20 protein-coding genes are annotated in these 23,751 nt (G+C 66.3%); 11 read left to right on the top strand and 9 right to left on the bottom strand.

Annotation, left to right across the window (positions count from 1 at the left end):
- The first annotated feature begins 13 nt into the window (after positions 1–13).
- The 4 genes from ABE483_RS04570 to ABE483_RS04585 are packed head-to-tail and all read left to right on the top strand — an operon-like array spanning position 14 to position 4,870.
- Complete coding sequence (locus ABE483_RS04570) at positions 14–2,296, top strand: methyl-accepting chemotaxis protein (protein ID WP_346481187.1); 2,283 nt, start codon at positions 14–16, stop codon at positions 2,294–2,296.
- A 53-nt stretch (positions 2,297–2,349) separates the two neighbouring features.
- Positions 2,350–3,210, top strand: a complete 861-nt coding sequence (locus tag ABE483_RS04575; RefSeq protein WP_313212465.1) for a CheR family methyltransferase — start codon at positions 2,350–2,352, stop codon at positions 3,208–3,210.
- Positions 3,207–3,803, top strand: coding sequence for a chemoreceptor glutamine deamidase CheD (gene cheD / locus ABE483_RS04580; RefSeq protein WP_121036713.1), 597 nt, complete (start codon positions 3,207–3,209; stop codon positions 3,801–3,803). The genes ABE483_RS04575 and cheD overlap by 4 nt, the downstream gene beginning before the upstream one ends.
- Positions 3,800–4,870, top strand: coding sequence for a chemotaxis response regulator protein-glutamate methylesterase (locus ABE483_RS04585; protein ID WP_346481188.1), 1,071 nt, complete (start codon positions 3,800–3,802; stop codon positions 4,868–4,870). The genes cheD and ABE483_RS04585 overlap by 4 nt, the downstream gene beginning before the upstream one ends.
- 21 nt (positions 4,871–4,891) lie before the next feature.
- On the opposite strand, the gene ABE483_RS04590 is transcribed toward ABE483_RS04585, so the two are convergent.
- From ABE483_RS04590 to ABE483_RS04615, 6 genes are all read right to left on the bottom strand, one after another.
- The gene (locus ABE483_RS04590; RefSeq protein ID WP_346481189.1) at positions 4,892–5,779 is read right to left on the bottom strand and encodes an amidohydrolase family protein; all 888 of its coding nucleotides are present in this window, start codon (positions 5,777–5,779) and stop codon (positions 4,892–4,894) included.
- Entirely contained in the window at positions 5,779–6,801 is a 1,023-nt protein-coding gene (locus ABE483_RS04595; protein WP_313212469.1) for an amidohydrolase family protein, read from the bottom strand. The genes ABE483_RS04590 and ABE483_RS04595 overlap by 1 nt, the downstream gene beginning before the upstream one ends.
- 23 nt (positions 6,802–6,824) lie before the next feature.
- Positions 6,825–8,120 carry a carbohydrate porin gene (locus ABE483_RS04600; protein ID WP_346481190.1) on the bottom strand — a complete coding sequence of 432 codons (1,296 nt, stop codon included), beginning with the start codon at positions 8,118–8,120 and terminating at the stop codon, positions 6,825–6,827.
- A gap of 76 nt (positions 8,121–8,196) precedes the next feature.
- Positions 8,197–9,510: a C4-dicarboxylate transporter DctA gene (gene dctA, locus ABE483_RS04605; RefSeq protein WP_313218241.1), complete on the bottom strand. Its 1,314-nt coding sequence runs from the start codon at positions 9,508–9,510 to the stop codon at positions 8,197–8,199.
- A 42-nt stretch (positions 9,511–9,552) separates the two neighbouring features.
- Positions 9,553–10,608, bottom strand: coding sequence for a 4-oxalomesaconate tautomerase (locus tag ABE483_RS04610; protein WP_346481191.1), 1,056 nt, complete (start codon positions 10,606–10,608; stop codon positions 9,553–9,555).
- On the bottom strand, positions 10,601–11,272 hold the full coding sequence (locus ABE483_RS04615) for a 4-carboxy-4-hydroxy-2-oxoadipate aldolase/oxaloacetate decarboxylase (protein ID WP_313212473.1): 672 nt from the start codon (positions 11,270–11,272) through the stop codon (positions 10,601–10,603). The genes ABE483_RS04610 and ABE483_RS04615 overlap by 8 nt, the downstream gene beginning before the upstream one ends.
- 101 nt (positions 11,273–11,373) lie before the next feature.
- On the opposite strand from ABE483_RS04615, the gene ABE483_RS04620 reads away from it, so the two are divergent.
- Positions 11,374–12,627: a LysR family transcriptional regulator gene (locus ABE483_RS04620; protein WP_346481192.1), complete on the top strand. Its 1,254-nt coding sequence runs from the start codon at positions 11,374–11,376 to the stop codon at positions 12,625–12,627.
- A gap of 103 nt (positions 12,628–12,730) precedes the next feature.
- Here the strand turns inward: ABE483_RS04620 and acnB are convergent, their stop codons facing one another.
- The 3 genes from acnB to ABE483_RS04635 are packed head-to-tail and all read right to left on the bottom strand — an operon-like array spanning position 12,731 to position 15,996.
- Positions 12,731–15,316, bottom strand: a complete 2,586-nt coding sequence (acnB, locus tag ABE483_RS04625; protein WP_313212475.1) for a bifunctional aconitate hydratase 2/2-methylisocitrate dehydratase — start codon at positions 15,314–15,316, stop codon at positions 12,731–12,733.
- Between the two features lie 49 nt (positions 15,317–15,365).
- Entirely contained in the window at positions 15,366–15,764 is a 399-nt protein-coding gene (locus ABE483_RS04630) for a type II toxin-antitoxin system VapC family toxin (RefSeq protein WP_313212487.1), read from the bottom strand.
- A gap of 7 nt (positions 15,765–15,771) precedes the next feature.
- Positions 15,772–15,996 carry an AbrB/MazE/SpoVT family DNA-binding domain-containing protein gene (locus ABE483_RS04635; protein ID WP_123729167.1) on the bottom strand — a complete coding sequence of 75 codons (225 nt, stop codon included), beginning with the start codon at positions 15,994–15,996 and terminating at the stop codon, positions 15,772–15,774.
- Positions 15,997–16,196: 200 nt separating this feature from the next.
- Here ABE483_RS04635 and bamE point away from each other — a divergent pair, with 200 nt between their 5' ends.
- The 6 genes from bamE to ABE483_RS04665 all read left to right on the top strand — a co-directional run bounded on the left by bamE (position 16,197) and on the right by ABE483_RS04665 (position 23,751).
- Entirely contained in the window at positions 16,197–16,574 is a 378-nt protein-coding gene (bamE, locus tag ABE483_RS04640; protein ID WP_346462216.1) for an outer membrane protein assembly factor BamE, read from the top strand.
- Positions 16,575–16,821: 247 nt separating this feature from the next.
- A complete protein-coding gene (acnA, locus tag ABE483_RS04645) occupies positions 16,822–19,578 on the top strand; it encodes an aconitate hydratase AcnA (protein WP_346462214.1) in 2,757 nt (918 codons plus the stop codon).
- A 232-nt stretch (positions 19,579–19,810) separates the two neighbouring features.
- A complete protein-coding gene (locus tag ABE483_RS04650) occupies positions 19,811–20,182 on the top strand; it encodes a type II toxin-antitoxin system prevent-host-death family antitoxin (RefSeq protein ID WP_346462212.1) in 372 nt (123 codons plus the stop codon).
- A complete protein-coding gene (locus ABE483_RS04655; RefSeq protein WP_346481193.1) occupies positions 20,182–20,847 on the top strand; it encodes a hypothetical protein in 666 nt (221 codons plus the stop codon). Before ABE483_RS04650 ends, ABE483_RS04655 begins: the two co-directional genes overlap by 1 nt.
- Before the next feature lie 199 nt (positions 20,848–21,046).
- Positions 21,047–22,723, top strand: coding sequence for a long-chain fatty acid--CoA ligase (locus ABE483_RS04660; RefSeq protein WP_121036701.1), 1,677 nt, complete (start codon positions 21,047–21,049; stop codon positions 22,721–22,723).
- Positions 22,724–22,881: 158 nt separating this feature from the next.
- A complete protein-coding gene (locus ABE483_RS04665; RefSeq protein ID WP_313212481.1) occupies positions 22,882–23,751 on the top strand; it encodes a crotonase/enoyl-CoA hydratase family protein in 870 nt (289 codons plus the stop codon).

The raw sequence follows: 23,751 nt of genomic DNA on the forward strand, positions 1-23,751 counted from the left end.
AGATGCCCTGCCCATGAATCTATTCCGCCGCTGGAACCCGTATTTCTCCAACCTGTCCGTCAGGCGCAAGCTCAACCTGCTGACCGTGCTGATCGCCCTGGGTGTCATCGCCCTGTCGGTGGTCGCTGCGCGCATGCAGTACCTGGATCTGACCGACACCCGCAAGGACAGCCTGAAGACCCAGGTCGAGCTCACCTACGGCATCCTGGAGCACTACAACCGGCTGGCGGACAGCGGTGAACTGACCGACGCTGCGGCCAAGCAGGCCGCGCTGACGGCGCTGGAGAGCATGCGTGCCGACGGCGATACCTACTACTTCAACGTGTACGACACGAACTACCGGATGCTCATGCATCCGTTCCGCAAGGAGCTGATCGGGCAGGACATGAAGGATTACCGCACCGATGACGGGGTGCGCGTGTACTACGACCAGATCGGCATGGCCCGCCTCGGCGGTGGCTTCGTTTCCTACCAGTGGGCCAAGCCGGGCACCGAGAAGGTGGTCGAGAAGGTGGCCTATGCCGGGATGTACGCACCGTGGAACTGGGTGGTCAGCAGCGGCGTCTACATGGACGATGTGCAGCAGCAGGCACTGGTGTTCACCGCGATCATGGCGGCGACCGGCGGCGGCGTGGTGCTGATCGTGCTGGCGCTGAGCTGGCTGATCGGCAACCGCATCACCCTGCCCCTGCGCCAGGCCACCCATGTGGCCGAGAGCATCGCCCGCGGCAAGCTGGACAGCCGCATCGGCGAACAGGCCCATGACGAACCCGGCCGCCTGCTGGAGAGCATGGCGCGCATGCAGGAACAGCTGCACGCGGTGATCAGCGGCCAGCGCGAGATGGCCAGCCGCCACGACGCCGGCAACACCCGCTACCGGATGGATGAAACCGCCTTCCCCGGCGAGTACGGCCTGATGGTGCACGAGACCAACAGCCTGGTCGGCGCGCACGTGCAGACCATGGACGAGGTGCTGGCGGTGGTGCAGCGTTACGCACAGGGCGACCTCAGCGCCGATATCGCGCGCTACCCGGGCGAAAAGGCCGCCATCACCGGCACCGTCGATGCGGTCAAGCAGAACCTGGGCAGCATCAATGGCGAGATCCAGCGCCTGGCTGCGGCCGCCGCCGCCGGCGATTTCAGCCAGCGGGGCGACACCGCCCGCTTCGATCACGATTTCCGCCGGATGATCGGTCACCTCAACGCGATGATGCAGGTCAGCGATGAGAACCTGGGCAAGCTCTCGCAGCTGCTGTCGGCCATTGCCGAGGGCGATCTGACCGCGCGCATGCACGGCGATTTCCAGGGCGTCTTCGCCACCATGCGCGACGATGCCAACGCCACCGTCGCGCAGCTGACCCAGATCGTCGGCCAGATCCAGGAGGCCGCCGGCAGCATCAACCTGGCCGCCGGTGAAATCGCCACCGGCAACAGCGACCTCTCGCGCCGCACCGAGCAGCAGGCCGCCAACCTGGAAGAGACCGCCGCCTCGATGGAGGAACTCACCTCCACCGTGCGCCAGAATGCCGAACATGCCCGCCAGGCCAACCAGCTGGCGATCGGCGCACACACGGTGGCCTCCCAGGGCGGCAATGTCGTCGGCGAAGTGGTGACCACCATGGCCGCGATCCAGACCTCCTCGAAGAAGATCGCCGAGATCATCTCGGTCATCGACGGCATCGCCTTCCAGACCAATATCCTGGCGCTGAACGCCGCGGTGGAAGCCGCCCGTGCCGGCGAACAGGGCCGCGGCTTTGCGGTGGTCGCCTCCGAAGTGCGCACGCTGGCCCAGCGTTCGGCCGGCGCGGCCAAGGAAATCAAGGGCCTGATCGACGACTCCGTCGGCAAGGTCGCCGAGGGCTCCCAGCTGGTCAACCAGGCCGGTGCCACCATGGGCGAGATCGTGGCCTCGGTGCAGCGCGTGACCGACATCATGGCCGAGATCTCCGCCGCCTCGCAGGAGCAGTCCGCCGGCATCGACCAGGTCAACCAGACCGTGGTGCAGATGGACGAGACCACTCAGCAGAACGCCGCCCTGGTGGAAGAAGCCACGGCCGCCGCCCGTGCGATGGAAGAACAGGCCACCCAGTTGGCCGATGCGGTGGCGATCTTCCGCCTCGACAACCAGGTCGCCCAGGCGGTCAGTGCCGTGACCGCCCGTGCGGTTGCCGAGCTGGCCCCGATGCGCCGCCCCAGCCGCCCGGCACCGCCAGCATCCCCTGCCCCGCGTGCCACCGCCCCGGTGCGCACCCCGCGCAGCACGTCGGCCGATGACGGCAACTGGCAAGCGTTCTGAGTTCCCGCGGCGATCCCACGATCGCCGCGCCCCCTTCCCCTGCGAGTCCGTCCGTGTCCACGCCCCCAGCCAACGCCGCTTCACCGAACGCTCGCGAATTCGAGTTCGCCGACCGTGACTTCCGCCGCGTCTGCGAGCTGATCTACCAGCGCGTCGGCATCTCGCTGGCCCCGGCCAAGCGCGACATGGTCTATGGACGGCTGTCGCGGCGGCTGCGTGCGCTCGGCATGCGCAGCTTCAGCGACTACCTGGACCAGCTCGAAGCCCACGGCGGTGACGAATGGCAGGCGTTCACCAACGCCCTGACCACCAACCTCACCGCGTTCTTCCGCGAACCGCACCACTTCGAGAAGCTCGCCGAGGAACTGCGCCTTCGCGCCGGCCATGGCACGCTGCAGCTGTGGTCGTGCGCGGCCTCGACCGGCGAAGAACCCTACTCGATGGCGATCACGGCCTGCGAGACCTTCGGCACGCTCAAACCGCCGGTGCGCATCCTGGCGACCGACGTGGACACCCAGGTGCTGGCCACCGCCAGCCGCGGCGTGTACGCGATCGACCGGGTCGCCGGACTGGATCCGGCGATCCGCAAGCGCTACTTCCAGCGCGGTACCGGCCCCAACGAAGGGCATTGCCGGGTCAATCCAGCCCTGCGTGACCTCATCGACTACCGTCCGCTCAACCTGCTCGCCAGCCGTTACGACGTCGGCGGCCCGTTCGATGCCCTGTTCTGCCGCAACGTGATGATCTATTTCGACAAACCGACCCAGCGCGGGATCCTCTCGCGTCTCATCCAGCACATGGGCGATGACGGCCTGCTCTATACCGGCCACTCGGAGAACTACCTGCACGCCGCCGACCTGATCCAACCCTGCGGCCGCACGCTGTACAAGCGCGCGCCGGGAGCACCGGTATGAGTCTGCCGATCCGTAACGACGAGGTGATGCGCTATTTCGACAGCCGCTTCCAGGTGACCGCCGCCAAGCTGCTGCCGACCCAGTACCTCGCCGTGGATGACAACACCGCACTGACCACCACGCTGGGCTCCTGCGTGGCCGCCTGCCTGCGCGATCCGGTGCTCAAGATCGGTGGCATGAACCATTTCCTGCTGCCCGAAGGCAACGTCGGTGATGGCGCGCCCGCGCGCTACGGCAGCTACGCGATGGAACTGCTGATCAACGATCTGCTCAAGCGCGGCGCGCACCGCAAGCGGCTGGAGGCCAAGGTGTTCGGCGGGGCCAACGTGCTCAAGGGCTTCACCAGCAACCCGGTTGGCACCCGCAACGCCGAGTTCGTGCGCCAGTACCTGCAGGCCGAGCACATTCCGATCATCGCCGAGGACCTGTGCGGCATCCATCCACGCAAGGTGTGGTTCTTCGCCGATACCGGCCGCGTGGTGGTGCAGCGCCTGCCGCACGCCCATGAAGCTGAAGTGGCCGCGACCGAATCGGCCGTGCGCGCCCGCCTGTCCAAGGCCCCGGTCACCGGTGGCGTGGAGCTGTTCGAATGACCCACGGTGTGCCCTGCAAAGTCCTGATCGTCGACGACTCGGCGGTCGTCCGCCAGATGCTGAGCGAGATCCTCGCCAGCGATCCCGGCATCGAGGTCGTCGGCACCGCTGCCGATCCCCTGCTGGCGCGCGAGAAGATCAAGCGCCTGGCGCCGGACGTGATCACGCTGGACGTGGAAATGCCACGGATGGATGGCCTGGCCTTCCTGGAAAACCTGATGCGCCTGCATCCGCTGCCGGTGGTGATGATCTCCTCGCTCACCGAGCGCGGTGCCGACACCACCCTGCAGGCGCTGGCGCTGGGCGCGGTGGACTTTGTCTCCAAGCCGAAGCTGGATGTCGCCCGTGGCCTGCAGGGCTACGCCGACGAGATCATCGCCAAGGTCAAGATGGCCGCGCGCTCGCGCGTGCGCCCGCTGTCCCGGCCCAATCCCCCGCGGATCACCCTGGGTGCCGTGGCGCCGGTGGCGACACCGCGCTCCATCCAGTTCCGCACCACCGACCGCCTGATCGCCATCGGCGCCTCCGCCGGGGGCACCGAAGCCCTGCGCGTGGTGCTCGAAGGCCTGCCGGCCGATGCCCCGGCCGTGGTGATGACCCAGCACCTGCCGGCGCAGTTCAGCACCCCGTTCGCCGAGCGCCTGGACCGCCATTCGGCAATGTCGGTGCGCGAAGCCACCGACGGCGAAGCGGTCCTGCCCGGCCATGCCTACCTGCCGCCCGGTGGCAAGCACCTGCGCGTCATCCGGGACGGTGCGCGCTGGCGGTGCCGGATCGACGACGGTCCGCCGATCAACCGGCACAAGCCGGCGGTGGACGTGCTGTTCCGCTCGGTGGCCGAAAGTGCGGGCGCCAATGCCATCGGCGCGATCCTGACCGGTATGGGCGACGATGGTGCGCGCGGCTTGCTGGATCTTCGCAACGCCGGTGCCCCGACCCTGGTGCAGGATGAAGCCACCAGCGTGGTCTGGGGCATGCCGGGCAGCGCGGTGAGGATCGGCGCGGCCGAGGAAATGGTGCCGCTGGAGCGGATTGCGGAGCGGTTGATGGCGTTGGTTCGCAGCTAGCAGCGGCGGGCCGGTCGACACCTACGCCCAGTACAGCCGCATCGGGTTGTCCACCAGCAGCCTGCGCTGCAGATCCGCGGTCACTGCGATACGCGGAATGACGTCCACCAGCGTACCGTCGTCGGGCATGTGCGAGGTCAGATTGGGGTGCGGCCAGTCCGTCCCCCACAAGACCCGGTCCGGGAATCTCTCCACCAGGTGGCGCGCGAACGGCACCACGTCGTCGTAATGCGGCGGCCCACTGCGCGAGAGGCGCTCCGGGCAGCTGACCTTGCTCCACACATTGGCGTGCTCATCCATCAGCCGCACGAACTGCTGGAACGCCGGACCTTCCACGGGCTGGGTCACGTCCGGTCGACCCATGTGGTCCACCACCACGGTGGTCGGCAGTGAGGTGAAAAAGTCCCAGCGCTCGGCCAGATCGGCCGCCTCGAAGTAGACCACCACGTGCCAGCCCAGCGGCGCAATGCGCTCGATGATCGCGCGGTAGTACGCATCCGGCTTGGGATCGACCAGCCGCTTCACGAAATTGAAGCGGACCCCGCGCACGCCCGCCGCGTGCAGCTCACGCAGTTCAGCATCGGTCACGCTGTCACGCACGGTCGCCACGCCACGGGCGCGGCCGCCCGCACTGCGCAGGGCATCGACCAGGGCGCTGTTGTCGGCGCCATGGCAGGTGGCCTGGACGATCACGCTGCGCTCGAATCCCAGCAGGTCACGCAGCGCGAACAGCTGTTCCTTGCCGGCGTCGCATGGGGTGTACTTGCGCTCGGGTGCGTAGGGGAAGCGGTCGCCCGGCCCGAAGACATGGCAATGCGCGTCCACGGCGCCCATGGGCGGCACGAAGCGCGGCACGCTCGGTGCGGGGCAGAAATCCAGCCAATCGGCGTCTTTCACGAAATCACTCATCACAGGCCCCTCGCCTTCAGCTGCGCATCCAGACGCGGATAGACCCGCCGCGCGTTGCCTTCGCACACCTTGCGGCGATCGCTCTCGGACAGGCCCAGCGCGTTCACATACCGCAGCGTGTCGTCGAAGAACTGCCCCGTTTCCGGATCGATGCCGCGGACCGCGCCGACCATTTCCGAACCGAACAGGATGTTGTCGATGTCGATGACCTTGAAAAGAAGATCAATGCCCGGTTGATGATAGACGCACGTATCGAAGAACACGTTCTTCATGACGTGCTCGTTCAGCGGCGGCTTGCCCAGCATGTCGGCCAGGCCACGGAAACGCCCCCAGTGATAGGGAACCGCACCGCCGCCGTGCGGAATGATGAAACGCAACGCAGGGAAGTCACGGAACAGATCGCCCTGCAGGAACTGCATGAACGCGGTGGTATCGGCGTTGAGGTAGTGCGCGCCGGTGGCATGGAAGTTGGCGTTGCAGCTGCCCGAGACATGCACCATCGCCGGAACGTCCAGTTCCACCATCTTCTCGAAGAACGGATACCAGGCCTTGTCGGTGAGCGGCAGGCCGGTCCAGTGGCCGCCGGACGGGTCCGGGTTGAGGTTGCAGCCCACGAAGCCGAGCTCGTTGACGCAGCGCTCCAGCTCGGCGATCGAATGGGCGATCGGCACGCCCGGCGACTGCGGCAGCTGGCACACGCCGATGAAGGTCTCCGGATACAGCGCCACCACGCGGGCGATCAGGTCGTTGCAGCGGCGTGTCCATTCCGCGCTGACCCGTTCGTCGCCGATGTGATGGGCCATGGTGCTGGCACGCGGGGAGAAGATGGTCATGTCGGCACCACGCTCGCGCAGCAGGCGCAACTGGTTGGCCTCCACGCTCTCGCGCAACTCCGCATCGCTGATCTCCGGGTAGACCGGCGCCGGCAGCGAGGGGTCGTGGTAATGCGCGATCTGCTGTTTGCGGAAGGCGTCGTGGCTGGCGGGGGCGGTCGTGTAATGACCGTGGCAATCGATGATCATGCAGGGGCCTCGTGGGGGATCAATCACCAGCCGAACAGCTGGGCGAAGTGGATGTCCATGCGCAGCCCGACAATCAGCGCATCGGGAATGTCGGTGGTACGGGTAGGCGCGTAGAGGGGATCGGGGTTGATGACGTACTGCAGGTTGGGCATCAGGCGGATGCCCTTGTGCACGGCCCAGCCATAGCTGAGCTCGGCGATGATCTCGTCCGCATGCGGCGCACCGTTGCCGCCATTGCGGGTACGCCGGTCGCGCAGGAAGTCGATCTGTTCGTCACTGAAGTGGGTGTTGGAGACAAACATCGCCAACGTGTCCTGCTCGCGGCCGGCGAAGGTGCCGGTCTTGACGAAGCCGGCCGAGACGAAGGTGTCGACCGGCGCTTCGTTGCCCGTGTTCACGTACGCGCGCGCAAACAGCGCGAGGTTGCGCTTGCCTGTACCCCGCCAGACCGTCTGATCGGCCATGGCATACCCGCCCGACCGCGCACCGTCCTGCACCGCGGTCGGCCTGCCGGTCAGCGCTGCGGAGGTGCCGTTGGCATCGTAGTAGGAGCTCTTGCCACCATCGCTGTTGCGGTACATGCCCAGCCGGAAGGTCCGCGGCAGACGGTTATTGGCGAAGCTGGTCTGGTAGCCGACTTCATACGCGGTGATGGTCCCGGTACCCTCGCCCACCGAGAAGTCCAGGCCGTTCTTGCCGGCCTTGTTCAAGGCGTTGTTGTAGTCGAAGGCACCGGCCTGCGCATACCAGCGGTCATTCACGTCGTAGCGCACGATCCCGGCCCAGGACGCGTTCGGGTAGGCGGTGATGCCCAGATCGGTGATCGCCCCATACGGGGTCAGGCACATCGCGTTGCTCATGAACACGCAGTTGAGCGCGGAGCTGTTGAAGTAGCTGTTCACCGGGGCACGCCCGGCAATGATGCTCAGGCCGTTGTCGAAGCGGTGGCGCAGGGTCAGCCGGGTCAGGCGCCCGCCGGCCACCGGCCGCCAGGTCTGCTGGGCACTGATCGAATTGCCGATTTTCTCGCGCGCCAGGTTGCGGCCGGCGAACCAGGCCCACTGCGCATCGACGTCGGTGTTGTGGATACCCCACAGCGTGTCCAGATCAAACTTGGACTGGGCCATCACCCAGTACGAGCCTTCGGTGCCCTGCTCGACACCACCGACCGGATTGGAGGCGACGTTGCCGACCAGGTCCAACGTGAGATCGACGCCATCGGGCAGACTGCCCTTGGGTGAAGCGGACGCGGCGAACGCCGGCGCCGCCAGGCTGGCAGCCACCAGCAGGCAAAGGGTATTGCGGGGAAAACGGGACACAAGCGCCTCCTGTGCGCGGCCGCAGCCGCGCAACGGATGGATGTCGGGAGGCCGCGGCAGCGCCGCGGCGGCAGGATCAGACGGTGGCGGCAGTCAGCACGCGGCGTCTCAGCCGCCGAGTGCCGATCTGCTCGGCCAGCACCTTCTCGTCGAGCTTGCCTTCCCACTTGGCGATGACCAGCACCGCGATCGCATTGCCGATCAGGTTCACGAAGGTCAGGCCCTCTGCCAGGATCCGGTGGATGCCCAGGATCAACGCGATGCTCGCCACCGGGATCGTGCCGGTGGTACCCAGCGTCGCTGCCAGCACCACGAATGCCGCGCCGGCCACACCGGCCGCTCCCTTGGAGGTCAGCAGCAGCACCGCGATCAGGCCCAGCTGGTGCCAGACGGTCAGCTCGGTGTTGGTCGCCTGGGCCAGGAACAGCGCGACGGTGGTCAGGTACAGGCAGGTGCCGTCGAGGTTGAACGAGTAGCCGGCCGGGATCACGAAACCCACCACACCTTCCTCGCAGCCCAGCTTCTTCATTTTTTCGATCAGGCGCGGCAGGACGGTTTCGGTGGAGGTGGTCGCCGCGACGATGACGATCTCATCGCGCAGGTAGCCCAGCAGCCGCCACAAGCTGGCACCGGTCCACCAGCACACGCTGCCCAGCACCAGCACGGTGAACAGCCCACAGACCACGAAGAACTCGATGATCAGCTCGCCCAGCGACAGCAGCGAGCCCGCACCGAACTGGCCAACGGTGAAGGCGATTGCACCGAAGGCGCCGATCGGGGCGAAGTACATGATGTAGCCGATGATCTTGAACAGCGCGCCCGAGGTGGACTCGATCACCTTCATCACCGGCGCGCCGCGCTCGCCGATCGAGGCCAGCGCCACACCGAACAGCACCGCCACGAAGAGCACCTGCAGCACGTGCGCTTCGGTGAAGGCACTCACCAGCGTGTTGGGGATGATCGCCATGATGTAGGACACGATCGACTGGTCATGCGCGCTGTGCACGTAGCCCTGGATGCTGGCCATGTCGATGGTGGCCGGGTCGATGTTCATCCCCGCGCCCGGCTTCCAGACATCCACCACCACCAGGCCCACGATCAGCGCCAGGATCGTGATGACTTCGAAGTAGATCAGCGATTTCAGGGCCAGGCGGCCCACGCTGCGCATGTCGCGCATGCCGGCGATGCCATGCACCACCGTGACGAAGATGATCGGACCGATCATCATCCGGATCAGCTTGATGAACGCGTCGCCGAAGGGCTTCATCGCCGAGCCGATGTCCGGCTGCAGCCACCCCAACAGCACGCCGATCACGGTACCTGCCAGCACCTGGAACCAGAGCTGGCCCACAATGCCGAAGCGGCTCGGCCGCTTCTCTACAACGGTCATATCAACCCTCCCAGGTCACAAGAATAAGGACGTCGTGCGTATTCAGTCGAACAGCATGCCGTCGAAGAGCTTTCGCGCGGTGCGCAGTACCGCGGCGCGGGTCACCTGCCCGGCCGCGTCCAGATCCAGCACGGCAGCGGTGCTTCCACTGGGGTGCTCGATCTCCAGCGTCTGATGCGGGCCGCCGGGCAGCGCCGCGAGGGCATGCGCGGGGGAATCGGGCAGCAGACAGGCCGTGGCGACCGTCACTGCCCCAAGCACCCCGATGGAGGCGTGGCAGCGATGCGGAATGAACGAACGGACGCTGATCGCCCCGCCTGCGCGAGGCGCCGCCACCAGCATCATCTTGGGGACGGACTGGGCACTGACATCACCCAACCGCATCAGCGGGCCGGCCTGCAGGCGGATCGCCTCCAACGTGGCCTTGAGCGCCTCATCAGCGTCCAGCGTGGCGCGGTCCTCATGGCCGGTGATGCCCACATCGGAGGCGCGCAGCACGACGCACGGCATGCCGTTGTCGATCAGGGTGGTCTCCACCCCGTCGATGACATCGACAGCATGGCCGGTCGGCAGCAGCGCGCCACAGCTGGAGCCGGCGATGTCGGCGAACGCCAATGGAACCGGGGCGGCGCTGCCGGGCACGCCGTCGATGCGTGCCTGGCCGTCATACGCCACCGTGCCCTGCGGCGTCTGCACGGTCGCCGAGGCGAGCGTGCCGGTGTTGCACATGAAGATGCGTACGTCGGTCTGCTCGCCCGTGGCTGCAACCAATCCACGCTCGATGGCGAACGGGCCGACGGCGGCCAGCATGTTGCCGCAGTTCTGCGCATCGCTGACCACGGCCTGGTCCACGAACACCTGCAGGAACAGATAGTCCACGTCGGCATCCGCATGGCGGGAGGGCGCCACGACCGCGACCTTGGAGGTCAGCGGATCAGCGCCGCCCATGCCATCGATCTGGCGCGGATCGGGCGAGCCGAACGCACGTAGCAGGAAGGCATCGCGCGTGGCCGGCTCGGCCGGCAGCTCCGAAGCGAGAAAGAACCCGCCCTTGGAGGTGCCGCCGCGCATCCACATCGCGCGCACGGCCTTACTCATAGCGCAGGCCCTTGGCCGCCAGGCGCTCGCGCATCTGGTAGATGTCCAGGCCCAGCTCGCCCTTGGCCAACCGTTCGCGCTTGTCCGCTTCACGGGCCTCGCGGGCCTGTGCCTCGCGGGCCACATGCGCCGCATCCGCACGCGGCACGATGCAGACCCCGTCGTCGTCGGCGATCACCACATCGCCCGGCCGGACCAGTGCCCCGCCACAGACCACCGGCACATTGACCGACCCCAGCGTTTCCTTGACCGTGCCCTGTGCGTGGATCGCGCGGCTCCAGACCGGGAAGCCCATCGCGGTGAGGTCACGCACGTCGCGTACGCCGGCATCGATCACCAGCCCGCGGCAGCCACGCACCTGGGCCGAGGTCGCCAGCAGATCGCCGAAGTAGCCGTCGGTGCAGTCGCTGGTCGGCGCCACCACCAGCACGTCGCCCTCGCGGAGCTGCTCGATGGCCACGTGCATCATCCAGTTGTCGCCCGGCGGCACCGACACGGTGATCGCGCTACCGGCGATGCGCCCACCGCCATAGATCGGGCGCAGCCGCGGATGCAGCAGACCGCTGCGGCCCTGCGCTTCATGCGCGGTGGCAACACCGGCCTGCGCAAGCACCTGGATCACCGCCGCATCGGCGCGTTCGATAGAAGAGACTACCCGGGACATCCATCCATCCTTCGTTGACGATGGCGCAGTCTGTCCTTTCGCCGCCCAACCCCTCAAGATCGTTTTTCGAAACAGCCATTGGGTTTGGTTATAGTTGATCCATGAGCACACCTCTGGACCTGAACCTCAAGCACCTGCACGCCCTCGCCGCGGTCTACCACCACGGCGGCATCAGCGCGGCCGCACCGCACGTGAATCTGTCCCAGCCGGCGTTGACGCAGGCCATCGCGCGGCTGGAGAAACAGTTGGACGCGCCGCTGTTCGATCGCCAGCCCGGCGGCATGTCGCCGACCGAGGCGGCCGGGCTGCTGGTGCCGCGGATCGAACGCGCGCTTGCCTACATCGCGCACGGTGTCCGCGGGGCCCGCCGGGCCCAGCGCCTGCCGGCGATGCCCGCTGTGGAGCGGCGGGTCACCTTGGGCCAGCTGCGCGCCTTGGCCGCAGTGGATACCGCCGGCAGCTTCACGCTCGCGGCGAGCCGCGCGGGCGTGTCCCAACCGGCCATCTATCGCGCGGTGCACGAGCTCGCCGAGGTGATTGAGACACCGTTGATGGTGCGCCGCGGGAAAACCGTGCAGCCGACTCCCGCGGCCACACGCATGCTCCGTCTGGTCCGCCTGGCGCTGTCCGAGCTGAGCGCCGGCGTCGATGAACTTGCCTCACTACGCTCGCAACAGGGCGGCCGGGTCGTGCTCGGCGTCATGCCGTTGGCCCGGGCCATCCTGTTGCCCCAGGTGCTTGCCCGCTTTGCGCGCGCGCATCCGGGGGCGACGGTGAACGTGATCGAAGGCCCCTACGCCGAGCTGCTCGGTGACCTGCGCGAAGGCAGCCTGGACCTGTTGATCGGCGCGATGCGCGACAAGCTGCCGGTACGCGACATCGCGCAGGAAGGACTGTTCGACGACGACCCGGTCATTGTCGCGCGCAGCGGACATCCACTGGCTGCCACCCAAGGGATCCACTTTCCACAGCTGCTCGACTACCCCTGGGTGATCGCCGCGACGGGGGCCCCGGTCCGGGCGCGCTGGGAACGGATGTTCCGCCAGCATGGCCACGAACCCCCGCGGCTGCGCATCGAGTGTGGTTCGGTGTTGATCACCCGCGGCCTGCTGCTCGAAGACGACTGGCTCACGCTGATGTCGCGCGATCAGTTCGTGTTCGAACGTCGGGCCGGCCTGCTCTGCGAGATCGGCCGGGCCGGCGATGACCTGCGCCGCCGTATCGGCCTGACCACCCGCGCTGACTGGCACCCTACCCGGCTGCAGCAGGCGTTCGTGGAGACGTTCCGGCAGGTCTGTACCGAACGCAACGATGCAGGCGACGAGGCCTGGCCATTCCGGTTTCCGACACCCTGAGCGTCGCGCATGAAAAAACCCCCGGCGTTCACCGGGGGTTCTTGTGCTCATCCATCGACCCACGGTCGATGGCTACCGAGGCCGGGCAGCGCCCGGCACCGGATCAGGCAGCCACCGTACCGGCGACTTCCTGATAATCCTCGATCTGGTCGAAGTTCATGTAGCGGTAGATGTCCTTGCTGCTGGCATCCAGCACGCCGATGTCGGCCATGTACTCTTCCTTGGTCGGGATGCGACCCAGACGCGAACAGATCGCGGCCAACTCGGCCGACCCCAGGTACACGTTGGAGTTGCGGCCCAGACGGTTCGGGAAGTTGCGGGTCGAGGTCGAGAACACCGTCGCACCCTCACGCACCTGTGCCTGGTTGCCCATGCACAGCGAGCAGCCCGGCATTTCCATGCGTGCGCCGGCGGTGCCGAAGGTGCCGTAATGGCCTTCCTTGGTCAGCTCCGAGGCATCCATCTTGGTCGGCGGGGCCACCCACAGCTTGGTCGGGATGTCGCGCTTGCCTTCCAGCAGCTTGGCCGCCGCACGGAAGTGACCGATGTTGGTCATGCACGAACCGATGAAGACTTCATCGATGGCCGCGCCGGCCACGTCCGACAGCGTCTTGACGTCATCCGGATCGTTCGGGCAGGCCACGATCGGCTCGTGGATGTCGGCCAGGTCGATCTCGATGACGGCGGCGTACTCTGCGTCGGCATCCGGGGCCAGCAGCTCCGGGTTGGCCAGCCAGGCCTCCATCTTCTCGATGCGGCGCGCCAGCGAACGGGCGTCCTGGTAACCCTCGGCGATCATCCACTTCAGCAGCGTGATGTTGCTGGTGAGGTACTCGATGATCGGCTCCTTGTTCAGGTGCACCGAGCAACCGGCGGCCGAACGTTCGGCCGAGGCATCGGACAGTTCGAACGCCTGTTCGACCTTCAGCTCCGGCAGACCTTCGATCTCGAGGATGCGACCGGAGAAGATGTTCTTCTTGCCGGCCTTGGCCACGGTCAGCAGACCGGACTTGATCGCATACAGCGGGATCGCGTTGACCAGGTCACGCAGGGTCACGCCCGGCTGCATCGTGCCCTTGAAGCGCACCAGCACCGATTCGGGCATGTCCAGCGGCATCACGCCGGTGGCCGCCGCAAAGGCGACCAGGCCCGAGCCGGCCGGGAACGAAATGCCCACCGGGAAACGGGTGTGCGAATCGCCACCGGTGCCGACGGTGTCGGGCAGCAGCATGCGGTTGAGCCAGCTGTGGATCACGCCGTCGCCCGGGCGCAGCGAGATGCCGCCACGGGTGGAGATGAACTCCGGCAGGGTGTGGTGGGTCTTGACGTCCACCGGCTTCGGGTACGCGGCGGTGTGACAGAACGACTGCATCACCAGGTCGGCCGAGAAGCCCAGGCAGGCCAGGTCCTTCAGTTCGTCACGGGTCATCGGACCGGTGGTGTCCTGCGAGCCCACCGAGGTCATCTTCGGTTCGCAGTAGGTGCCCGGGCGCATGCCCTGGCCTTCCGGCAGACCGCAGGCGCGGCCGACCATCTTCTGCGCCAGCGAGAAGCCCTTGCCGGTATCCGGCGGGTCCATCGGCAGGCGGAACAGATCGGTCGGGGCCAGGCCCAGCGCTTCACGCGCCTTGGCGGTCAGGCCGCGGCCGATGATCAGCGGAATGCGGCCACCGGCGCGCACTTCGTCGAACAGCACATCGGACTTGACCTTGAACTCGGCAATGACGGCGCCGTCCTTCAGGGCCTTGCCGTCGTACGGACGCAGCTCGATCACATCGCCCATGTTCATCTGCGACACGTCGAGTTCGATCGGCAGCGCACCGGCGTCTTCCATGGTGTTGTAGAAGATCGGGGCGATCTTGGAACCCAGGCACACGCCGCCGAAGCGCTTGTTCGGGATGAACGGAATATCTTCACCGGTGAACCACAGCACCGAGTTGGTGGCCGACTTGCGGCTGGAACCGGTGCCGACCACGTCGCCCACGTAGGCGACCAGGTGACCCTTGTCCTTCAGCGATTCGATGAAGGTGACCGGGCCGCGCTTGCCGTCTTCTTCCGGCTCGATGCCATCACGCTTGTTCTTCAGCATCGCCAGGGCGTGCAGCGGGATGTCCGGGCGGGTGGTGGCATCCGGGGCCGGCGACAGGTCATCGGTGTTGGTTTCGCCGGTCACCTTGAGCACGGTGATGGTCAGGCTTTCGGGCACCTGCGGACGGCTGGTGAACCACTCCGCATCGGCCCAGCTCTGCAGCACGCCCTGGGCGTTGGCATTGCCGGCCTTGGCCTTTTCCTGCACGTCGTGGAAGGCATCGAACACCAGCAGGGTGTTTTTCAGCGCATCGGCGGCGATCGCACCGACGGCAGCGTCGTCCAGCAGCTGGACCAGCGGGGCGACGTTGTAACCGCCGAGCATGGTGCCCAGCAGTTCGGTGGCGCGCTCGCGCGTGATCAGCGGATTGACTTCGCTGCCCAGGGCGATCGCGGCCAGGTACGAGGCCTTGACCTTGGCAGCGTCATCGACGCCGGCCGGCACGCGGTGGGTCAGCAGGTCAAGCAGGAACTCGGCTTCGCCGGCGGGCGGGTTCTTCAGCAGTTCGATGACGTCGGCCGTCTGCTGGGCGCTCAGCGGCAGCGGCGGGATGCCAAGCGCGGCGCGCTCGGCTACGTGGTGGCGGTAGGCTTCCAACATGACAACTCCCGGGTGATTCTTTTGAAAGAATGCGGTTTAAAGAATGGGCTCAGGCTTGCGGCACGATCAGCTTCAGGCCCTTGAAGTAGTCGCGGTAAAACGTGTCGTTCCAGGTGATCAGGCCATCGCACTGCAGCAGTGCATGGGCCCCCACCATGAAGTCGTCCAGGCTGCGCCGGCCTTGGCCACGCTGCCGGTGGCGGCGCTGCATCTCGCCGGCGCGCAGGGCCGATTTGGCCTCCAGCGCGTTGAAATGGACACCCATTTCCTCCAGCGCTTCGAGCACTTCGGCGCCGCCGCGCAGCGAGGCGCACAGCTCGGCCAAGGTCGCGCCGCAGACCACCACGCGCCCGCCGACCAGGCTCTGGCGCAGGCAGGCCTCGACGGCATCGGCCTGCGGGCCGTTGCTGAGCAGTTCGATCAGCACCGGCGAATCGACGGCGATCATCGCGGGCTCAGTCTTCGTCACGGACAGCCTTCACGGCGGCCTCGGACGACTCGAAGCCATCCAGTGCGAATTTGCCGCGGGCGCGGGAGATCGCATCGTCCACGCTCTTGCGCAGGATGATGCGGCCGCCTTCCAGCTCCACGGTCAACTGGGTGCCCTTGGTCAGCCCCAGGGCGTCACGCACGGCCTTGGGCAGCGTGATCTGTCCGCGTTCAGCAACAGTAGCTTCCATGGGGTACGCCTCGAAAAGTATGTATAAATTGTACGTACTTTGACGTTCAGGGGCAAATCCAGGCGGCGCCCGCCTTTCGGGCGTCCCGGGCCCGGCAAGAAGGCTAGACTGAACGAGCAGCAACCGCTGCCGCCTGGACCCGGACGCTTGCCGCCCTCCTGGCGACCCGCACCCCCATCGATAGACAAGGACATCCCACGATGCGCGCCACCACCCTCGCTTTTGCCCTGCTGATTGCCGCCCCGCTGGCCCTGGCTGCCCCATCGGCGCATGCCAACCCGTTTGGCGCCTACACCACCGGCACCGAGATCACCCAGCAGCAACTGGATGCCGCCGAAGTGGGCAAAACCACCCAGGATGATGTGCGTGGCGCCTTCGGCGCCCCCAGCCGCCGCGAACAGCTCGGCGACACACAGGTCTGGTACTACGACTTCGTCAAGATCAAGTCGTTCGGCAAGAACATCCAGGAAGCCACCGTGTTCGAGTTCGGCAAGACCGGCGTGTTGTCCGCCAAGTCCAAGACCAATGCGGTGGGCAAGACCGGCAACCCCCTGATCGACGCCGCCAACGGCAAGTAAGCGGCCGCGGCCGAGCTACTTCCAGACGGGGCGCTCATGGCGCCCCGTCTGCATTCGGGATGCAGGCGATGACATCGGCACTACACATGCCTGTGTAACCTTGCGTCCTGAGCCCAAGGGCTGGCACGCCCCGGCCGCTGTCGCATACTGCGAGGGATCGGCGGGCGCAGCGAGCCCGACGGCAGCCGCAAGCAGGCGCGCGTTCCGGCGCAGCCGTTGCAAGCCATCAGCAAAGGAGTCATCTGCAATGAGCGATTCGTTCTCCACCCGCAGCCAGCTGGACGTCGGCGGCACCACCTACGACTACTTCAGCCTGCCCAAGCTCGGACAGACGTTCGACATTTCCCACCTGCCCTATTCGATGAAGATCCTGCTGGAGAATCTGCTCCGGCACGAGGATGGTGGCGTCACCGTCGGCAAGGACCACATCCAGGCCGTGGCCCAGTGGGACCCCAAGGCCGAGCCCGACATCGAGATCGCCTTCATGCCCGCGCGCGTGGTGCTGCAGGATTTCACCGGCGTGCCCTGCGTCGTCGATCTGGCCGCGATGCGCGATGCGGTGGTCAAGCTCGGCGGTCGACCGGAGCAGATCAATCCGCAGATTCCGTCCGAGCTGGTGATCGATCACTCGGTGCAGGTCGATGTGTTCGGCACGCCCGACGCGCTGGATCTCAACGGCAAGATCGAATTCCAGCGCAATCAGGAACGCTATGGCTTCCTGCGCTGGGGCCAGAAGGCCTTCGATGATTTCAAGGTGGTGCCGCCCAACACCGGCATCGTCCACCAGGTGAACCTGGAAAACCTGGCCCGCGTCGTCATGACCGCGGACAAGGATGGCAAGGCGGTGGCGTACCCGGACACCGTGTTCGGGACCGACAGCCACACCACCATGATCAATGGCATCGGCGTGCTCGGCTGGGGCGTAGGGGGTATCGAAGCCGAGGCCGCCATGCTCGGCCAGCCGTCCTCGATGCTGATCCCGCAGGTGGTCGGCTTCAAGCTGACCGGTCGCATGCCCGAAGGCGCCACCGCCACCGATCTGGTGCTGACCGTCACCCAGATGCTGCGCAAGCACGGCGTGGTCGGCAAGTTCGTGGAGTTCTTCGGTGAGGGCCTGCAGCACCTGCCGCTGGCCGACCGTGCCACGATCGGCAACATGGCACCGGAATATGGCGCCACCTGCGGCATCTTCCCGATCGACGAAGAATCATTGACCTACCTGCGCCTGTCCGGCCGCAGCGAAGCACAGATCGATCTCGTCGAAGCCTATGCCAAGGCCCAGGGCCTGTGGCACGACGCCAACACCGCGCACGCCAGCTACAGCGCCACGCTGGAACTGGACATGGGCGAGGTCAAGCCGTCGCTGGCCGGCCCTAAGCGCCCGCAGGACCGCGTGCTGCTGGAAGACGTCAAGCAGAACTACCGCGAGAACCTGGTCGGCCTGACCACCAACCGCGACAAGCGCAACGATGACGTCTCCAAGTTCGTCAACGAAGGCGGCGGTGCGGCGGTCGGCAACGAACAGCTGGCCAAGGGCTACAGCGATGTCGAGCTGGAGGGTCACAGATTCCGCCTGAAGGATGGCGCGGTGGTGATCGCCGCGATCACCTCGTGCACCAACACCTCCAACCCGGCGGTGATGATCGGTGCCGGCCTGCTCGCCCGCAACGCGGCCGCCAAGGGCCTGGACCGCAAGCCGTGGGTCAAGACCTCGCTCGGCCCGGGCTCGCGCGTGGTCACCGATTACCTGGAAAAAGCCGGTGTGCTTACCGAGCTGGAAAAGATCGGCTTCTACGTGGTCGGTTATGGCTGCACCACCTGCATCGGCAACTCCGGCCCGCTGCCGACCGAAGTCAGCGCGGGCATCGCCGCCGGTGACCTGGTGGTGGCCTCGGTGTTGTCGGGCAACCGCAACTTCGAAGGTCGCGTGCACCCGGAAGTCAAAATGAACTACCTGGCCAGCCCGCCACTGGTCGTCGCCTACGCCATCGCCGGCACCACCGATATCGACCTGACCACCGAGCCGCTGGGCACGGGCAGCGATGGCCAGCCGGTGTATCTGCGCGATATCTGGCCGAGCAACAAGGAAATCGGCGACGTGATCGCTGCGACCATCGGGCCGGAGATGTTCAAGAAGAACTATGCCGACGTGTTCAAGGGCGACACCCGCTGGAACACCATCCAGTCGCCCGATGGCGATCTGTACGAGTGGGATGGCAACTCGACCTACATCAAGAACCCGCCCTACTTCGACGGCATGACGATGGACGTCGGCCACATCGAGGATGTGCATGGCGCGCGTGTGATGGGCCTGTTCGGCGACTCGATCACCACCGATCACATCTCCCCGGCCGGCAACATCAAGAAGGATTCCCCGGCGGGCCGCTTCCTGCAGGAGCGTGGCGTGCAGCCGGCTGACTTCAACAGCTACGGCAGTCGCCGCGGCAACGATGACGTCATGGTGCGCGGCACCTTCGCCAACATCCGGATCAAGAACCTGATGTTCGGCGGCGAAGAAGGCGGCAACACGCTGTACTTCCCGAAGGACGGCGGCGAGCCGCAGAAGCTGGCGATCTACGACGCGGCCGTCAAGTACAAGGCCGAGGGCGTCCCGCTGGTGGTGTTCGCCGGCAAGGAATACGGCACCGGCTCCTCCCGCGACTGGGCAGCCAAGGGCACCAACCTGCTGGGCGTCAAGGCGGTGATCGCCGAGAGTTTCGAGCGCATCCACCGCTCCAACCTGGTTGGCATGGGCGTGCTGCCGCTGCAGTTCAAGAACGGCGAGAACGCACAGAGCCTGGGCCTGGATGGCTCGGAAGTGGTCGACATCACCGGCCTGGAGGATGGCGCCAGCAAATCGGCCACCCTCACCGCGACCCGGGCCGATGGCACGAAGAAGACCTTCGAGGTCCATGTGATGCTGCTGACCCCGAAGGAAGTGGAGTACTTCAAGCACGGCGGCCTGCTGCAGTACGTGCTGCGCCAGCTGGCGGGGAAGAAGTAAGCGTCAGCCACTTGGCGAAGTACGCCGTCTCCATCCAGGGGATGACGTGACAGCAAGGGGGCGCAACGCCCCCTTGCTGCTTTCCGGATCCTCGCGAATCTGCGTCTTGGGCGTGCCCCGGACAGGCGTCCCAACGCCCCATCTTCTTTTTCATAAATTTCATAAATCACATATTTATCCCATTTCGTATGCAATGAGCTAGGCTGGAGGCATCCGTCAGGGAGCCACCGGCATGCGGCACGCGCTCAAGTTCGACCCGATCACCGAGCTGACCCGCACCACCGCCTCGACGGTGAAGGAGCACTGGCGAAAGGTCATGCAGGACGTCCGCGAACAACAGGCAGTGCTGGTGACCAATCACAACGAGCCCCAGGCCGTCATCCTCTCCGCCGAGCAATACCAGGCCATGCAGGCCGAAGTGCTATCGCTGCAGCGTGATCTGGCCTCCCTGCGCGAGCAGACCCCGGCCCTCCAGCACCTGCGGCAGCGCTTCGATGATCGCCTTGCCGTGCTGGACAGTGCTGCGGCGGGCACCAACGCGCGCGCGCTGCTGCGCAAGCCGGCAGGGCTCAAGGGCAAGGTAGTCGCAGGCAGCGGGTACTGATGGCGGCGCGCCCCTTCCTGTTCGTCCTGGCAGGGGTCAACGGCGCAGGCAAGAGTTCCATCGGGGGTCACCTGCTCCGCGAGGCCGGGCTGGACTGGTTCGATCCGGACGACTGGGCCCGGCAGCTGTGCCGCGGACTGGGCATGAGCCAGCGCGAGGCCAATGGTCAGGCGTGGCAGGAAGGCTTCTCCCGATTGCAGGCCGCGATCGCCGAACGTCGCAACCACGCCTTCGAAACCACCCTGGGCGGACAATCCATCGCCGCGACCCTGGCCGAGGCATGCGCCACGCATGACGTACTGGTCTGGTACTGCGGCCTGGCCTCTCCCGAGCAGCACATCGCACGGGTGCGCGCATGCGTTGCGGCCGGTGGCCACCCCATCAGCGATGCGGACATCCACCGCCGCTATCCGTTGGCGCTGCAGAACCTGATCACCCTGTTGCCAGCACTGGCACAGCTGCAGGTGTACGACAACAGTGCAGAGGCCGGTCCTGGCCAGCCCCTTGCCGACCCGCAGCCTGTGCTGCAGATGGACGGTGGCCGTTTGACCTGGCCCGCCGCCGATGACGCCGCTCAATTGCGGCAGGCACCCGACTGGGCCGTGCCGGTGCTGGAAGCTGCACTGCAGTGTCACGACGCCTGCGCTGGCGAGCCGCCGCGATGAGCGAGCATAGACGGATGAGCGAACACATGCGGCTGCAAACGTCATCCATCGTCGGCGCGACCCTGCCCCGCTGCCCCGCGTCCACCTTTCTTCACCGGCCCTTCGCGTTTCCCATTCGGGACGGTATGCTGCCGAGGCATGAAACGACGGATACTCTCCGTCATCGCATCACATCATCCACGTTTCCTGGAGGGGGAATATGAGTCTGGAACGACCCTGGCTGCAGAGTTATCCCAAAGGCGTACCCGCCGAGATCGACGTCAACGAGTTCCATTCGGTCTCGGCCGTCTTCGACACCTCGGTGGCCAAGTTCCGCGACCGCCCCGCCTACTCCAGTTTCGGCAAGGTTCTGACCTACGGGGAAACGGACGCACTGGTCGAACAGTTCGCCGCCTACCTGCTCGGTGAGCTGCAGCTCAAGAAGGGCGACCGCGTTGCCCTGATGATGCCCAACTGCCTGCAGTACCCGATCGCGACCTTCGGCGTGCTGCGGGCCGGCCTGACCGTGGTCAACGTCAATCCGCTGTACACCGCCCGCGAGCTCAAGCATCAGCTGGTGGATTCCGGCGCGGCCGTGCTGGTGGTGGTCGACAACTTCTGCGACACCGTGCAGCAGGTCATCGCCGACACCCCGATCAAGCAGGTGGTGACCACCGGCCTGGGCGACATGCTCGGCGCCAAGGGCATCGTGGTGAACTTCGTGCTGAAGTACATCAAGAAGATGGTGCCCAACTACAGCCTGCGCGGCGCGATCCGCTTCAACCAGGCGCTCAAGCTGGGCAGCCGCCACACCCTGCCCAAGGTCGAGATCGATCACGACGACGTCGCCTTCCTGCAGTACACCGGCGGCACCACCGGCGTGGCCAAGGGCGCGATGCTGACCAACCGCAACCTGGTCGCCAACATGCAGCAGGCCTCGGCCTGGATCTCCGCCTCGGGGATCGAGATGGGCAAGGAGGTGATCATCACCGCCCTGCCGCTGTACCACATCTTCGCGTTGACGGCGAACGGCCTGGTCTTCATGAAGTTCGGTGGCTGCAACTACCTGATCACCAACCCGCGCGACATGAAGGGCTTCGTCAAGGAGCTCAAGGCAACCCGTTTCACCGCGATCACCGGCGTCAACACGCTGTTCAACGGCCTGCTCAACACCCCCGGCTTCGACGAGATCGATTTCTCCTCGCTGAAGGTCACCCTGGGTGGCGGCATGGCGGTGCAGCGCGCCGTCGCCGAGCGCTGGAAGAAGGTCACCGGCGTGACCCTGGTCGAGGCCTACGGCCTGACCGAGACCTCGCCGGCCGCCTGCATCAATCCGCTCAGCCTGGCCGAGTACAACGGCGCGATCGGCCTGCCGATCCCGTCCACCGATGCCTGCGTGAAGGATGACGCCGGCAAGACGCTGGCCGCCGGCGAAGTGGGCGAGCTGTGCATCAAGGGCCCGCAGGTGATGAAGGGCTACTGGCAGCGCCCGGAGGACACCGCACAGGCGGTCGATGCCGAGGGCTGGCTGCACACCGGCGACATGGCGCGCATGGATGAGCAGGGCTTCTTCTACATCGTGGATCGCAAGAAGGACATGATCCTGGTGTCCGGCTTCAACGTGTATCCCAACGAGGTTGAAGACGTCATCGCGATGATGCCCGGCGTGCTCGAAGTCGCCGCGGTCGGCGTGCCCGACGAGAAGTCCGGCGAAGTGGTCAAGGTGGTCATCGTCAAGAAGGACCCCAACCTCACCGCCGAGATGGTCAAGGAGCATGCGCGTGCCAACCTGACCGGTTACAAGCATCCGCGCATCGTGGAGTTCCGCAAGGAGCTGCCGAAGACCAACGTCGGCAAGATCCTGCGCCGCGAACTGCGCGATACGCCCGCGCCGTAACGGTTCCCCAACGGCTGCATCTTCACAGGGCCCCTGCCGGCAACGGCGGGGGCCTTTTGCATTGCGTGAGATGCCGGGGGTGTAGGATCGCGGCGTGTGGACCCGTCAGGCCCGCCGCCCACCGTCCTCCCAGCGGGCCAGCCTCCGAGGAAATCGCCATGAGCACCATTGAAAAGCTGCCCGTCAACCACCGCTACGCCACCATCCGCACCGAAACCACGGGTAACGACGATGCCCATTGGCTGTACATGCACGCCGATGCCGCCAGCGGCATCCGCCCGTGCTGCCGGAAGGACATGCTCGATGAAATGTGGAATTTCATGAGTGCCATCACCCGCACCCCGGCCGAGCGCAACAGCGGCAAGCTGCGGCATTTCGTGCTCGCCTCCGATGCGAACGCCTACAACCTGGGCGGCGATCTGGACCTGTTCACCCGCCTGATCCGCGAGGGCAACCGCGACCGCCTGCTGACCTACGCACAGCGCTGCGTGGAAGGCGTGCACCACCTGCACACCGGCTTCGGTGGCGACGTGCGCTCGATCGCGCTGATCCAGGGCGACGCGCTCGGCGGCGGCCTGGAGATGGCGCTGGCCTGCCACACCATCGTGGCCGAAGAAGGCTGCGGCATGGGCCTGCCGGAGGTGCTGTTCGGCCTGTTCCCGGGCATGGGCGCGTACTCGTTCCTATGCAAGCGCGTGGCACCGCAGCTGGCCGAGAAGATCATCCTCGACGGCCGCGTGTACTCCTCCGAAGAGATGCATGCCATGGGCGTGGTCGACGTGCTGGTGCCCAAGGGCCACGGCGTCAAGGCCGTGGAAGATCTGATCCGCCAGCACCAGCGCATTCCGCATTCGTATCTGGCGATGAATGCCGCGCGCAACCTGGCCCAGGCCGTGCGCTATGACGAACTGCTGGAGATCACCAAGGTGTGGGTCGATTCCGCACTCGCCCTGGGCGACAAGTCGCTGCGCACCATGGACCGCCTGATCAAGGCCCAGACCCGCCGCGCCACCCTCGACGTGGCCTGA

The organism is Stenotrophomonas sp. TWI602 (assembly GCF_039674045.1).
Taxonomy (GTDB): domain Bacteria; phylum Pseudomonadota; class Gammaproteobacteria; order Xanthomonadales; family Xanthomonadaceae; genus Stenotrophomonas.